The sequence below is a fragment of the Pseudomonas azotoformans genome, assembly GCF_900103345.1.
GTDB lineage: Bacteria > Pseudomonadota > Gammaproteobacteria > Pseudomonadales > Pseudomonadaceae > Aquipseudomonas > Aquipseudomonas azotoformans.
This window is the reverse complement of sequence record NZ_LT629702.1, coordinates 4012539-4027273: the sequence shown is the minus strand read 5'-3', so window position 1 is coordinate 4027273 and position 14735 is coordinate 4012539. Positions and strand designations below refer to the sequence as shown.

General features: G+C 61.3%; 12 protein-coding genes. 6 read left to right on the top strand and 6 right to left on the bottom strand.

All coding sequences use genetic code 11. The features are described from left to right. Positions 1-27 precede the first annotated feature (27 nt). Positions 28-2862: an excinuclease ABC subunit UvrA gene (gene uvrA, locus BLR69_RS18185; RefSeq protein WP_071493732.1), complete on the bottom strand. Its 2835-nt coding sequence runs from the start codon at positions 2860-2862 to the stop codon at positions 28-30. A gap of 178 nt (positions 2863-3040) precedes the next feature. Between uvrA and BLR69_RS18180 the strand changes: the two genes are divergently transcribed. Further along, positions 3041-4435 carry an MFS transporter gene (locus tag BLR69_RS18180; protein WP_071493731.1) on the top strand — a complete coding sequence of 465 codons (1395 nt, stop codon included), beginning with the start codon at positions 3041-3043 and terminating at the stop codon, positions 4433-4435. 9 nt (positions 4436-4444) lie between these two features. Next, positions 4445-4960: a single-stranded DNA-binding protein gene (locus BLR69_RS18175; protein WP_003232445.1), complete on the top strand. Its 516-nt coding sequence runs from the start codon at positions 4445-4447 to the stop codon at positions 4958-4960. A 57-nt stretch (positions 4961-5017) separates the two neighbouring features. On the opposite strand, the gene BLR69_RS18170 is transcribed toward BLR69_RS18175, so the two are convergent. Beyond that, positions 5018-5935 (bottom strand): LysR family transcriptional regulator, encoded by a 918-nt coding sequence (locus tag BLR69_RS18170; protein ID WP_071493730.1) that lies wholly within the window; start codon positions 5933-5935, stop codon positions 5018-5020. A gap of 102 nt (positions 5936-6037) precedes the next feature. On the opposite strand from BLR69_RS18170, the gene tam reads away from it, so the two are divergent. Next, positions 6038-6799 (top strand): trans-aconitate 2-methyltransferase, encoded by a 762-nt coding sequence (gene tam, locus BLR69_RS18165; protein ID WP_071493729.1) that lies wholly within the window; start codon positions 6038-6040, stop codon positions 6797-6799. A 21-nt stretch (positions 6800-6820) separates the two neighbouring features. Here the strand turns inward: tam and BLR69_RS18160 are convergent, their stop codons facing one another. After that, positions 6821-7384, bottom strand: a complete 564-nt coding sequence (locus BLR69_RS18160) for a cysteine hydrolase family protein (RefSeq protein ID WP_071493728.1) — start codon at positions 7382-7384, stop codon at positions 6821-6823. A 96-nt stretch (positions 7385-7480) separates the two neighbouring features. Between BLR69_RS18160 and BLR69_RS18155 the strand changes: the two genes are divergently transcribed. After that, complete coding sequence (locus BLR69_RS18155) at positions 7481-8440, top strand: GlxA family transcriptional regulator (protein WP_071493727.1); 960 nt, start codon at positions 7481-7483, stop codon at positions 8438-8440. Between the two features lie 18 nt (positions 8441-8458). On the opposite strand, the gene BLR69_RS18150 is transcribed toward BLR69_RS18155, so the two are convergent. Genes BLR69_RS18150 through BLR69_RS18140 form a run of 3 tightly spaced genes read right to left on the bottom strand, consistent with a single transcriptional unit; the run spans position 8459 to position 11434 of the window. Beyond that, positions 8459-9406, bottom strand: coding sequence for a lysylphosphatidylglycerol synthase domain-containing protein (locus tag BLR69_RS18150; RefSeq protein WP_071493726.1), 948 nt, complete (start codon positions 9404-9406; stop codon positions 8459-8461). Then, positions 9396-10658: a cardiolipin synthase ClsB gene (gene clsB, locus BLR69_RS18145; protein ID WP_071493725.1), complete on the bottom strand. Its 1263-nt coding sequence runs from the start codon at positions 10656-10658 to the stop codon at positions 9396-9398. The genes BLR69_RS18150 and clsB overlap by 11 nt, the downstream gene beginning before the upstream one ends. Next, positions 10655-11434, bottom strand: coding sequence for an endonuclease/exonuclease/phosphatase family protein (locus tag BLR69_RS18140; protein ID WP_071493724.1), 780 nt, complete (start codon positions 11432-11434; stop codon positions 10655-10657). The genes clsB and BLR69_RS18140 overlap by 4 nt, the downstream gene beginning before the upstream one ends. A 156-nt stretch (positions 11435-11590) precedes the next feature. On the opposite strand from BLR69_RS18140, the gene BLR69_RS18135 reads away from it, so the two are divergent. Next, entirely contained in the window at positions 11591-13675 is a 2085-nt protein-coding gene (locus BLR69_RS18135) for a mechanosensitive ion channel family protein (RefSeq protein WP_071493723.1), read from the top strand. An 86-nt stretch (positions 13676-13761) separates the two neighbouring features. Next, the gene (locus tag BLR69_RS18130) at positions 13762-14646 is read left to right on the top strand and encodes a sugar nucleotide-binding protein (RefSeq protein WP_076955295.1); all 885 of its coding nucleotides are present in this window, start codon (positions 13762-13764) and stop codon (positions 14644-14646) included. The last annotated feature ends 89 nt before the right edge of the window (positions 14647-14735 follow it).

Here is a 14735-nt window from a genome sequence, read left to right as displayed (position 1 = left end):
AGGGGCTTTTTATTGAGCCTGGAAAAGTCAGGCCCGGTCGCGTTCCAGCAACGGCTTCAAGTAGTAACCAGTGTGCGACTGCGGCATTTCGGAGACCTGTTCCGGCGTGCCCACAGCGATAATCTGGCCACCCTTGGAACCACCTTCCGGCCCAAGGTCTACGAGCCAATCGGCGGTCTTGATCACGTCAAGGTTGTGCTCGATCACTACCACGGTGTTGCCGTGGTCGCGCAGGCGGTGCAGCACGTCCAACAGTTGCTGGATATCCGCGAAGTGCAGGCCGGTGGTCGGCTCATCAAGGATATACAGGGTCTTGCCGGTATCGCGCTTTGACAGCTCGCGGGACAGTTTCACCCGTTGCGCTTCACCACCGGACAGCGTGGTCGCCGACTGCCCCAGCTTGATATACGACAGGCCCACATCCATCAGGGTCTGCAGCTTGCGCGCCAGTGCCGGAACGGCGTCGAAGAACTCCCGCGCTTCCTCGATGGTCATCTCGAGGGTTTCGTGGATGCTCTTGCCCTTGTATTTGATCTCCAGCGTTTCGCGGTTATAGCGCTTGCTCTTGCACACATCGCACGGCACGTAGATGTCCGGGAGGAAGTGCATCTCCACCTTGATCAAGCCATCGCCCTGGCACGCTTCACAGCGGCCACCCTTGACGTTGAACGAGAACCGGCCCGGTCCGTAGCCCCGTGAGCGGGATTCCGGTACGCCCGCAAACAGCTCACGAATCGGTGTGAACAGTCCAGTGTAGGTTGCCGGGTTGGAGCGTGGGGTACGGCCAATCGGGCTTTGGTCGATATCGACCACCTTATCCAGGTGTTCCAGGCCCTTGATGCTGTCATGGGCCGCCGCTTCCAGGGTGGTCGCGCCATTCAGGGCGGTGGCACTCAAGGGGAACAGCGTGTTGTTGATCAGCGTCGACTTGCCGGAGCCGGAAACACCGGTCACGCAGGTCAGCAGGCCCAGCGGGATTTCCAGGTCAACATTGCGCAGGTTATTACCACGCGCGCCTTTGAGGTGCAGCGCCAGCTTCTTGTTGCGTGGCGTACGCTTTGCCGGTACTTCGATCTTCACCCGGCCGGACAGGTACTTGCCGGTCAGCGAGTCCGGGTGCGCCATGACTTCGGCAGGCGTGCCCTCGGCGACAATATGTCCGCCATGCACGCCCGCGCCCGGGCCGATATCAACCACGTAATCCGCCAGGCGAATCGCGTCTTCATCGTGCTCGACCACGATCACCGTGTTGCCGATATCCCTCAGGTGTTTCAACGTACCGAGCAGGCGATCGTTGTCCCGTTGATGCAAACCAATCGACGGCTCATCAAGAATGTACAACACCCCCACGAGACCGGCGCCAATCTGGCTGGCCAGGCGGATGCGCTGTGCTTCGCCGCCAGACAAGGTATCGGCGCTGCGATCCAGCGACAGGTAATCCAGGCCAACGTCGACCAGGAATTGCAGCCGCTCGCGGATTTCCTTGAGGATCTTGTCGGCGATCTCCCCACGGCGACCGGTCAGCTTGAGCACGCCAAAGTACTCGCAGGCATCACCGATCGGCAGATTGGTCACCGCCGGCAATGTTTTCTCGCCCACCCAGACATGCCGCGCCTCACGACGCAGGCGAGTGCCGCGGCAATCCGGGCAAGGCTGGGTGCTGAGGAATTTCGCCAGCTCTTCGCGCACGCTGGCCGATTCGGTCTCGCGGTAGCGGCGCTCAAGGTTCGGCACAATGCCTTCGAACGGGTGGGAGCGCTTGACGATATCGCCACGGTCGTTCAGGTACTTGAAGTCGACGTTCTGCGAACCGCTGCCGTGAAGAATGACCTTCTGCTGGTCCGCCGGCAGTTGGTTGAAGGGCACTTCCAGACTGAATTTATAGTGTGCCGCCAACGACCCCAGCATCTGGAAGTAATAGACGTTGCGTCTGTCCCAGCCGCGTATGGCGCCCTCCGCCAGCGTCAGGTCACCGTTGACCAGGCGCTTGATGTCGAAGAACTGCTTCACGCCCAGGCCATCGCAGGTCGGGCAGGCGCCGGCCGGGTTGTTGAAGGAAAACAGCTTGGGTTCCAGTTCGCTGATGGCGTGGCCGCAGATCGGGCAGGCAAAGCGCGCGGAGAAGATGATTTCTTCGCCCGGCTCGTCGTCCATCGGCGCCACCAGTGCAATACCGTCGGCCAGTTTCAATGCGGTTTCAAAGGATTCCGCCAGGCGCTGCTGCAGGTCGGCGCGCACCTTGAAGCGGTCGACCACGACATCGATAGAGTGCTTCTTCTGCTTGTCGAGCTTCGGCGCTTCGTCCAGCTCATACAGCTTGCCGTTGATCCGCGCGCGCACAAAACCTTGCGCCCGCAGCTCTTCGAAGACGGAAAGGTGTTCGCCCTTGCGCTCACGGATCACCGGTGCCAGCAGCATCAGCTTGGCGCCTTCCGGCTGGGCCAGTACCAGGTCGACCATCTGGCTGACGGTCTGGGCTTCCAGGGGAATGTCGTGGTCCGGGCAACGCGGAATACCCACGCGTGCATACAGCAGGCGCAGGTAGTCGTAGATTTCGGTGATGGTGCCCACGGTGGAACGCGGGTTATGAGAAGTCGACTTCTGCTCGATGGAGATCGCCGGCGACAGACCTTCAATGGTGTCGACATCGGGCTTTTCCATCATCGACAGGAACTGCCGGGCATAGGCCGACAGCGATTCCACATAGCGGCGCTGGCCTTCGGCATACAGTGTGTCGAACGCCAGCGACGATTTGCCGGACCCGGACAAGCCGGTGATGACGATCAGTTTGTCCCGGGGCAGGGTCAGGTCGATGTTTTTCAGGTTGTGGGTTCTAGCCCCACGAATCAGGATCTTGTCCAAGATGGCCTCGCACGGCGGGCATAAATAATGCCGGAGTATACGGCTAAAGACTGGATGAATATACACTGTCAAAAGGCCGTGTGCAGCCTTAGATGAAAGCTGCGCGGCAAAGCGCCGCATATACCCTCTCAATCGATGGGACTGGTAGAATCGCCGCCGGTTCACACGAGGTTTTTCCATGCACGATCCCCACAGCGAACGCATGAGTAGCGGCGAGACCCGAGCGGCAAGCGGTCTGGCCCTGGTGTTCGCCTTCCGTATGCTGGGCATGTTTATGGTGTTGCCGGTGCTGGCGACCTATGGCATGGATCTCGCTGGCGCGACCCCTGCATTGATCGGTCTGGCCATTGGTGCCTATGGCCTGACCCAGGCGATTTTTCAGATACCGTTCGGGATCATTTCCGACCGCATTGGTCGCCGCCCGGTGATCTACCTGGGGCTGATCGTGTTTGCCCTCGGGAGCGTGCTCGCGGCTCAAGCCGATTCCATCTGGGGCGTGATCGCCGGGCGTATCCTCCAAGGCGCCGGCGCGATTTCTGCTGCGGTCATGGCGTTGCTGTCGGACCTGACCCGCGAACAACACCGCACCAAGGCCATGGCCATGATCGGCATGACCATCGGCCTGTCGTTTGCCGTGGCCATGGTGGTCGGCCCCTTGCTGACCCGCGCGTTCGGGCTGCACGGGCTGTTTCTCGCCACCGGCGGCATGGCGCTGTTCGGCATCGTGATCGTGGCCTTTATGGTGCCGCGTTCCACCGGCACGTTGCAGCACCGTGAGTCCGGCGTTGCGCGCAAAGCCTTGTTGCCGACGCTCAAGCACCCGGACCTGCTGCGCCTGGATTTAGGTATCTTTGTATTGCACGCCATGCTGATGTGCAGCTTTGTTGCGTTGCCCCTCGCGCTGGTGGAAAAAGCCGGCCTGCCGAAGGAACAGCACTGGTGGGTCTACCTCACAGCGTTGCTGATTTCGTTCTTCGCCATGATCCCGTTCATCATCTACGGCGAGAAGAAACGCAAAATGAAACGAGTTTTGCTCGGCGCCGTCGCGACGCTGATGCTCACTGAGCTATTCTTCTGGCAGTTCGGCGACAGCCTGCGGGCGCTGGTAATCGGCACGGTGGTGTTCTTCACCGCGTTCAACCTGCTGGAGGCATCGTTGCCTTCGCTGATCAGTAAAGTTTCACCGGCCGGCGGCAAAGGGACGGCGATGGGGGTGTATTCCACCAGCCAGTTCCTGGGTTCCGCACTGGGCGGCATCATGGGTGGCTGGATGTTCCAGCATGGCGGTTTGTCGGTTGTGTTCCTTGGATGCGCAGGTCTGGCTGCCCTCTGGCTGGCCTTTGCTGTTACCATGCGCGAACCTCCCTATGTGACGAGTCTGCGTTTGCCGTTATCGCCCGAAGCGATCCGCGAAGCCGGTCTGGTCGAGCGCCTCAAGGCCGTTACTGGGGTTACCGATGCCGTGGTTGTTGCTGAAGAAGCCGCCATCTACATCAAATTGGACACCGAATTATTGGATCGCGCGACGCTCGAGCAACTGGTCAATCCAGTGTCGACAGCGCGCCCAGCCTAGGAGAACGTTATGGCCCGTGGGGTTAACAAAGTCATATTGGTCGGTACGTGCGGCCAGGATCCCGAAGTTCGCTACTTGCCTAACGGTAACGCCGTGACCAACCTGAGTCTGGCGACCAGCGAACAGTGGACCGACAAGCAGACCGGCCAGAAGGTCGAGAAAACCGAATGGCACCGTGTGTCGATGTTCGGCAAGGTCGCAGAGATCGCCGGCGAGTACCTGCGCAAAGGTTCGCAGGTCTACATCGAAGGCAAGCTGCAGACCCGCGAGTGGGAAAAAGACGGCATCAAACGTTACACCACTGAAATCGTGGTCGACATGCAAGGCACCATGCAGCTGCTGGGCGGCCGTCCACAGGGCGACCAACAGGGCCAGGGCGGCATGTCCAACTCGGCACCGCGTCCACAGCAGTCGCGTCCGCAGCCAAGCCAGCAGCCGCAGCGTGAGTCGCGCCCAGCGCCACAACAGGCCGCGCCGCAGCCCGCTCCGGATTTCGACAGCTTTGATGACGATATCCCGTTCTGAGGTTTAAAACCCGGAACACACAGAACCCCCGCTGGCTAAGGCCTCGGGGGTTTTTTATTACCCGTGATCAGCTTCAGTCGACGCGGCGGTGACAACCATCTCCTTGAACCGCTGCAACACCGCCGAACCATCATCTATCCGCGTCGCCAAATGCAACGGCGCCACCAGGCTGCGACACTCCGTCAGTTCCCGATAAACGATGCCGTCCCCGCGCAGGCGCTGCATCGACGCCGGGACGATAGACACCCCAAGCCCCGCCGCCACCAGGCTCAGGGTCGCGGTCATGCGCGGGGCTTCCTGGACCACCTTTGGGCTGAACCCTGCCTCACGGCAGGCCACCAGAATCGCGTCGTACAAGCCCAATCCCACGCGCCGCCGATACAGCACGAAAGATTCCGTCGCCAGCGCTGCCAAGGGCAGGGGAGATCCCCAGTTGATTGCCAAGGGATGCTCCGTCGGTAGCGCCAGTAACATGGGTTCCACCAGGATAGGTTCGTCCTGCAGTGATTGCGTCCCGCTAAGGGGCGAGCGGATAAACGCCGCATCGAGCTTCTCGTGCATTAACGCGTCCAGCAGTTCGCCGGTCCCGGCTTCCTCCAGCACCACTGTCACGCCAACAAAGGTTTCGCGAAACCGCCGCAATACACTCGGCACAAAGGGATGCAGCGCCGCCGAGCTGGTAAACCCGATCGCCAGGCGCCCACGCTCACCGCGTGCGGCGCGGCGCACCAACTCTGCAATTCCGTCTGCCTGGGCGAGAATCTGCCGCGCTTCGTCCAGTAACGCGAGCCCGGCTGTAGTGGGGCGTACGCCACGGGGCAAACGCTCCATCAAGACCACCCCCAATTCGGCCTCAAGACTTTGCAACATCCGCGTCAACGGTGGCTGCTGCATGCCTAAGCGTTCGGCGGCACGGGTGATATAGCCTTCTTCGGCAATGGCAATGAAGGCCTTGAGTTGGCGAAGTTCCAGCATTGGGATACTTTTCAGGTATGGGAGTGCGTCAATCCTGGCATTTGTTCTCATGGCTCACAAGATTTAGGCTTGCAGCCACCCTCAAAAAGAAGGAAAGCCGTGATGACCTGGTCAGCCAAGCAGTACACGATGTTTGAACAGCAGCGCACCCGTCCCGTTCGCGACCTGGTTGCGGCCATTCCAAACACTGACGTCCGCACCGCCGTGGACCTGGGCTGCGGCCCCGGCAACTCCACCGAAGTGCTGGCCGAGCGCTTTCCTCAAGCCCATGTCACCGGCATGGACAGCTCCGATGACATGCTGGCCGACGCCCGTAAACGGCTGCCGGCGCTGAACTTCGAACTGGCGGATATCGGTGCCTGGAAGCCTGCGCAAGCCTTCGATGTGATCCTGGCCAACGCGTCCCTGCAATGGCTGCCGGACCACGCCACGCTGTACCCGCACCTGGTTCACCAACTGACCCCTGGCGGTACGCTGGCGGTACAAACCCCGGACAATCTTGATGAGCCCGCCCATCGGCTGGCCCGCGAAGTCGCCGCCGATGGCCCCTGGTCTAAAAAAATCGGCGCGGTCAAACACAATGAGCGCCACGCCGCGAGTTACTACTACGAGCTGCTGAGTCAGCACTGCAGCACCGTCGATGTGTGGCGCACCACCTATCTCCACCCGCTGGCGGATCACGCGGCAGTGGTGGAGTGGTTCAAAGCCTCGGCGCTGAGACCCTTTCTCGCACCGTTGACTGGCGATGAAAAAGCCGCGTTCCTACAGGAATACCAGGCGCGGATCACCCAGGCTTACCCAGCCTTGGCCGATGGCACCGTGCTGCTGCCGTTTCCGCGCCTGTTCATCATCGCGACCCGCTGACGCCGTAGCGACAAGTGGCGGTCATGCCGCCGCTGCTTGCGCCTTCAGGTATTCATCCGCAGACACCACACCCGCATAACCAAACGCAAGCGACGCCATGTAGGCGCCATGCACCTGCGCCGCCGGGATCACCTGCCCATTGAATTCCAGGTCCCGAGTCGCACAGGCGTCATGAATCACTGTAACCCTGTAGCCCAGGTCCGCCGCCGCCCGCACCACCGCGTCGATGCACATATGGCTCATGCTGCCGACCACCACCAGGTCCGTGATGCTGCGCTGTTCCAGCAGGGCACGCAGGTTGGTCTCGCGGAACGCATTCACGAAATGCTTGAGCACCACTGGCTCATTGCCCTCGTTCAGCACTTTGCCATGCAGGTGCGCGCCCTTGGAGCCCGGCGTGAAGAATGGCGCGTCATCGGAGGTGAACTCATGACGTACATGAATCACCGCATCACCCGTCTTGCGAAACGCTTGCAGCACCTGCGCAGCCTTGTCCGCCGCGGCGTCAACGCCGTCAAGTGGCCACTTGCCCTGGGGGAAGTAGTCGTTCTGGATATCGATTAGGATGAGCGCTTGCTTGGCCATGTGTGTTGCCTCGTGATGGGTTGATGGGCCCAGTATCTTAGCTGGCGCCCGCACCTGGCATTGGCTGCACCGACAATAACAGGGGGAAAACTGACAATGGTCGTTGTTGAGCTGGGCGTGTTGATCTACCAGGGGGCGCAACTGGCCGCCGTGCACGGCTTGACCGACCTGTTCGGCGTGGCCAATCGCATCGCCGCCGAGCATCAATCCGCGCAGTTGCCATTGCTGCGGGTCAGCCATTGGCAGGTGGACACCGCCGGCACACCGGTGCGCGTCTTCAGCAGCCATCCCGGTCCCGAGCAACCGATGATGGCGGTGCTGGTGCCGCCGTCGATCGGTGAGTTTACAGAAGAGCAGGCACCCCCAGCGCTGCTGGAATGGATTCGCCAACAACACGCGGCAGGCACGGTACTGGGCGGTGTGTGCATTGGCTCGATCATGCTGGCGCGCAGTGGACTGCTCGACGGGCGCAGCGCTACCACCCATTGGTCTTCCGCCAAGTCTTTCGCCACCCGCTACCCGGCGGTGCGCCTGGAGGCCGACAAGCCTATCGTCGATGACGGCGACTTGATCACCACCGCCGGCTTGATGGCCTGGTCCGAACTCGGCCTGCGTCTGGTCGACCGCCTGATGGGCCCGAGCATTGCGGCGGACACGGCGCGTTTCCTGGTGATCGAGCACAGTGACAGTGCCAGCCAATGTGGTAGTAACTTCGCGCCGATTCTTGGCCACGGTGATGCGGCCATTCTCAAGGTTCAGCACTGGTTGCAGGCCAGCGGGGCGGTGGATGTCTCTCTTGCGGCGATGGCTCAGGAAGCCGGGTTGGAAGAGCGCACTTTCCTACGGCGCTTTCGCAACGCCACTGGCTTGAAACCCACCGAATACTGCCAGCACCTACGAGTGGGCAAGGCGCGACAGATGCTGGAGTTCACCAACGGCACTATCGACCATATCGCCTGGACGGTGGGCTATCAGGACCCCAGCGCCTTTCGTGCGACGTTCAAGAAAATCACTGGCCTGGCGCCCAGCGATTACCGCAGCCGCTTTGGGGTTTGAGTCACCGCCGGCAGTGAATCAGGCAGGTGCCTTCTTCACCCGCAATGCCTTGGCCTTCGCCTCCACACCTAGGTACATCACCAGCGCAATCAGCAGCGGCACAATGAAATAAATGGCGCGGTACGCAATCAGCCCGGCGAGCAAGCTGCCCCGCGACGCTTCATGCTGCAACAACGCAATGAACACTGCCTCCAGCACGCCCAGCCCGGCGGGGATATGGGTGAGAACCCCGGCAATCGCGCTGATCAGCAACACACCCAATACCAACGGATAGTCGAGCTTGGCCGGCAACAGCGTGAAAATCACCGCCGCCATCAGCGACCAGTTCAACGCTCCCAACAGCAACTGCAAACACGCCATGCGCACCGACGGCAGGTTGATTTCCATACCGCGAACCGTCCACGCCCGCTTTTTCGAAAACTGGCAGGCCACCAGGTAACCCAGGCTGGCCAGCACCAACAACGCGCCGATGCCTTGTAATGCCGTGGTGCTGACTTTCCACCCCGGTGGCATCGTGACCAGGCCGCTGCTGAACACCACCCCGGCAATTGCCATGTAACCAAACCAGTTGGTAGCCAGGCTCAGGCCGAGGATCTTGGCGATATTGCCGGTGCTTACGCCCAACCGCGAATACAGCCGATAACGCATGGCGATGCCGCCCACCCACGCGCTCAGGTTGAGGTTGAACGCATAGCTGATGATGCCCACCGGCAAGATCTGCTTCCACACCAAGTTCTGGCGGATGTAGGTGCGGCCAATCAAGTCGAAGCTGGCGTACACCAGGAAACTGCACAGCGTCAGCGCACTCGCGATCAGCAGCGTGCGTAGCTTGAAGTCGCCCAGGGTCTGCACCACTTCACTCCAGTCGATGCGTCGCGCGAGCAGAGTGAACAGCACGATCAGCAGCAGGAAGAAGGCGATTGTCAGCGGTTTCTTCCACTGTTTGAACCGGGATTCAGCGGTCATTGGCCTGGCTCCCAATGGGTTTCAGACGTGGCTTGTGGGCAGGTAGCCAACCCGTCAAGGCCGGGAAGTGACGCATCACATGAAACACCAGGAAACCCACGGTCAATCGCCAGAGCCACAGGCGTGGCTTGCGGTTTTCCGGCATGGTCTGGCAATGGTTTTTGGCGAGTGTTTCCAGGCGCTCGTACAGCTGTTGATTGAACCCTCGGTCGCGGATCAACACGTTGGCTTCCAGGTTCAGCGACAGGCTCAACGGGTCCAGGTTACTCGAACCCACGGTGCTCCATTCGTCATCCACCAGCGCCACCTTGCCGTGCAGTGGCCGCTGGCAATACTCGTGAATCACGACGCCATCCTTGAGCAGATAGTCGTAGAGCATGCGCGCCGCCAACTTGGCCAACAGCACGTCGGGCTGGCCCTGCATGATCAGCTGAACGTGCACGCCACGGCGTGCGGCGTTGCGGATTTCGCGCAGCAGGCGGTAGCCGGGGAAGAAGTAGGCGTTGGCGATCACCACGCGCTGTTGCGCCTTGCTCAGTGCATGGATATACGCCTCTTCGATGTCATCGCGATGCTGCACGTTGTCGCGGTAGATCAAGCGCACCAGGCCTTCACCGTTGTCGCTGGACCACAACGCAGGCCGCTGCTGGCGCCGCCGCCAACCACGTCGCGTACGCACCTGGCGGCCACTTTGGGCCAGGGCGAAATGATGCAGGTCGGCCACCGCCGGGCCTGTCACCCGCACCGCATAATCTTGCTTGGCTTCGGGGCCGAAATCGCCCAGGTGATCGGCGGAAAAGTTGATCCCGCCGATAAACGCGACTTCGGCGTCCACCACCACAATCTTGCGATGCAAGCGGCGAAACCAATTGGTACGGATGCCCAGGGTCTTGGATGCGGGGTCAAACATCTGCACGATGACGCCAGCCTCGGCCAGCTCGCCAAGAAAGGGCTGGCTCAATTCGCCACAGCCGAATCCGTCCAGGCTTGCCACCACCTTTACCCCGCGCTGCGCGGCCTCGATCAGAATGCCTTGCAGCTCGTGGCCCACCTTGTCTTCGAAAAGAATGAAGGTCTCCAGCAGGATCTCCCGCCGCGCCACGCGCATGGCCTCGAACACCTTGGGGAAGTACGCCTCGCCGTTCTCCAGCAACTCGATCTGGTTGCCGCTCTGCCAGCCGTAATCCAGGTCGCGGGCCTTGGCCTCGTCGGGCGGTTGGTCGGTGGCGATGTGTTCTACGGCGACGTTCATAGTTCGATCTCCACCGACAGCGGCACATGGTCCGACAGATGGGACCAGGGCCGTGTGGTCAGTACCCGGGCGTTATGCACCTTCAAATTGCGCACGTAGATCCGGTCCAGCGGCAGCAACGGCAGACGCGCCGGGAACGTGCGTGCGGGTTTGCCGTGGGTTTCGACAAACACTTCCTTGAGACCGCTGCGGCTCAGGTCGGCCTTTTGTCGCCAGTCGTTGAAATCACCGGCAACAATTAACGGCGCGTCGGCCGGGATCTCGCTGATGCGCTGCTCGATCAGGCGCAATTGCTGTTGGCGATGCACCTCGCGCAGGCCCAGGTGAATACAGATGGCATGCACCTCCTGGCCGGTGCCCGGCAGGCGTAGCACGCAATGCAGCAGGCCACGGTTTTCATGGCCGCTCTGGGAGATGTCGAGGTTGTCGTAGCGCACGATCTGGAATTTCGACAGCAACGCGTTGCCGTGGTCGCCGTGGGGGTAGACCGCGTTGCGGCCGTAGGCGTATTGCGGCCAGATGCTGTCGGCCAGGAACTCGTACTGCGGCATATTCGGCCAGTCGCTGAAGCGCTGCGGATGACGCTCGTGGGTGCCGTGGATTTCCTGCAGGAACACCATGTCGGCACCCACACTGCGCACCGCTTCACGTAGCTCCGGCAGGATGAAGCGTCGATTCAAGGCGGTGAAGCCCTTGTGGATATTGACCGTCAACACCGTGAAGCGAGTGATGGCGACACTGGGGGTGATGGGCACCCAGTCGGGGATCGCAGCCATGATTGCTCCTGTGAAAGAAGTGGGGGCCTGGCCCCCGTGTATGGCTGACTGTGATTTTTGGCTGAAAGTTTCCGGCTTCCTACAGACGGCAGAGGGGAACGTTCAAGGCGCAAACCCGTCAGTTCCTTACAGACCCTTTTGAAGGAGCCCGGTGTTTTGCTGAATCCCAAGACTGCATTACTGCTCGGCGTGCTGCTGTTTTGCGGCAGTGGCGCGCTACACGCTGCGGCCACTGCGCCGGAACCCGAAGCGCCGGCCAAGCCGGAGCTGCTGGTGGAAGGTGGCCTTCTCGGAGCGATCAGCTCCAGCATTGATGATGTTCAGCAGAAGCTGGACCTCAACCAGAACTTCATTGACGAATGGCGCCTGCGCGCCGACCGGGCCGCGAACGAAGTCGGCCGCCTGGTCAACCAGACCGCTGAGCGTTCGCCTTGGAGCGTCGCCGGGGACTTTCTGTTGCTGTCCGGGGTGTGGGTCGGCGCCTTTACGCTGCTGACGCTACTGGGGCGTGTGATGGTGCGACGCCTGGGGCAACGCATGTTTTTCGCACGGCGCAAACGCTTCCAGGCCGTGCTCGGCTATGTCGTGCCGTACACACTCCCGGCTTTGGTTTGCCTGCCCCTCACGTTGTACATCAGCCATTTTCTACCGACCTCCGTGGGTCGCGCGCTGGCGCTGTGTTTTGCCTACGCCACCAGCAGCGGCATCTTTTCCACCTCAATGCTGTTGTGCGTGATCGTCATGTTCAATGTTGGCCACAAACGCCCGGCGGTGCAGATCATTCGCGACTACTGCCCCAAGCCGCTGTTCCTGATCGGCTTCCTCGCCGCCCTCAGCGACGCGCTCACCAGCCCGCAGATCGCACGCCAATTGGGCGGTAATATCACCAGTAGCATCGCGGTATTCACCGGCCTGTTTGCGACGGTGATCTTCGGCGTGCTGGTGGTTCGCCTGCGCCGCCCGGTCGCCCACCTGATCCGCAATCGGCCTTTGGCCCAGCGCCTCAAACACCCGGCCCTGCAGCAATCACTGCGCATCTTTTCGGGGCTCTGGTACTGGCCGATCCTGCTGATGGTGCTGGTCTCGGCGATCAACCTGATCGGTGCCGGCGACGACAACCAGAAGGTGCTGCGCTGTGCGTTGTTCACCACGATCCTGCTGATCGGCACGGTATTTCTCAGTACGGTACTGCAACACCTGTTCAAATCCCGCAGCCAGGTGGCAATCCAGCGCAGCAGTGCCTACAAAGAGCGCTTCCTCAGTCTGCTGCATGCGCTGTTGCGCATCGTCATGGCGGTGGCGTTTATCGAAGTGCTCGGGCGTATCTGGGGCGTGTCGTTGTTTGAATTCGCCGAGCGCAACTCGATTGGTCGCGCGATCAGCGACTCCCTCAGCAGCATCGGCCTGATCCTGCTGATGACCTGGCTGTTCTGGGTGGTGCTCGACACGGCGATCCAGGAAGCGCTGAAACCGCCGGTCAACAAACGCTCCAGCCGCCAACCCAGTACGCGGGTGAAAACCATCCTGCCGCTGCTGCGCAATGCGGTGAAAATCATCCTGGTGGTGATCTGTGCAATCACCACCATGGCCAACCTCGGCATCAACGTCGCCCCGTTGCTGGCGGGTGCCGGGGTGGTCGGCCTGGCGATCGGTTTCGGCTCCCAGCAACTGGTGCAGGACGTGATCACCGGCCTGTTCATCATCATCGAAGACACCCTGTCCATCGGCGATTGGGTGGTGCTCGACTCCGGCCATGCCGGCACCGTCGAAGGCCTGACCATCCGCACCCTGCGCCTGCGCGACGGCAAGGGCTTTGTGCACTCGGTGCCGTTTGGCCAGATCAAGGCGGTCACCAACCAGTCGCGGCAATTTGCCTATGCGTTCTTCTCGGTGCAGTTCACCTACGACACGGACGTGGACAAGGCAGTGGAGTTGATCCGTGAAGCGGGGCAGTCGATCCGCGACGACGTATTCCTCAAGTACAACCTGCAAGGGCCGCTGGAGGTATTTGGCGTGGACAAGATGGACCTCAACGGCGTGGTGCTGACGGCGCAGTTCCGCACGGTGTCGGGCGGGCAGTATGCGGTGAGCCGTGCGTTCAACCAGCGCCTGAAAAAGCTTGTGGATAACTGTGCCGAGGTGCACTTCGCGCAGACTTATCCACAGCAGGTCATGGTGCCTGCGCGGGCGGCCCTTGAGCAGGAGCCTGGGGAGGTTGACGCGAAGATAGTTAATCCGTGACGGTTGCGCTACAAACCCGCAAAATGCAACGATTCTGGCCAATACCAGAAAACCTTCGTTCCAAACAGACCGGGCCTGCTCAATCTATGCGAATGCGCCTTATGTTACTGGGCGGCGGGAATGCCCTCGGGCAGGCGCTGATTCGCCTCGGTGCAGAGGAAGACATCGGTTTCCTCGCACCCAAACCGCCCCAAGACGGCTGGGATGCCGCAAGCCTCACCCAATTGCTCGACGACACCCGTCCCGATGCGTTGATCAACCTCGCCTACTACTTCGACTGGTTCCAGGCCGAAGCGGTCAGCGAAACCCGCCTGGCTGCCCAGGAGTTCGCCATCGAGCGCCTGGCCGAGCTGTGCCAACACCACAACATCACCTTGTTGCAACCGTCCAGCTACCGCGTGTTCGATGGCTCCCGCGCCACCGCCTACAGCGAAAAAGACGAGCCGGTGCCCCTGGGCCTGCGTGGCCAGGCGTTGTGGCGTATCGAACAGAGCGTGCGCGCCACCTGCCCGCAACATGTGCTGTTGCGGTTCGGCTGGCTGCTGGATGACAGCGTCGACGGCACTCTCGGGCGCTTCCTGGCCCGGGCCGAGAAGCCGGATGAGTTGCTGATGGCGGACGACCGACGCGGCAACCCGACACCGGTGGATGACGCGGCACGGGTGATCATTTCGGTGCTCAAGCAACTCGATTGTGCGGCGCCGTTGTGGGGCACTTACCACTACGCCGGCCATGAAGCGACCACGCCGTTGGCGCTGGGCCAGGCGATTCTCACCGAAGCGCGCAACTACCATCCGTTGGCGATCGAGTCCCCCACCGCCCAGGCCCATGCGGCCCGGCCGGATGCGAGTGAAGAACCGCAACACGCGGTGCTCGCCTGCAAGAAAATCCTCCACACGTTCGGCATCAAGCCACGGGCGTGGCGGGCGGGGTTGCCGGCATTGCTGGACCGTTACTACCGCCATACCTGAAGAAACATAGAACCAAAATGTGGGAGCGGGCTTGCTCGCGAAGACGGAGTGTCAGTCAACAGATTCATTGACTGACCCACCGCTTTCGC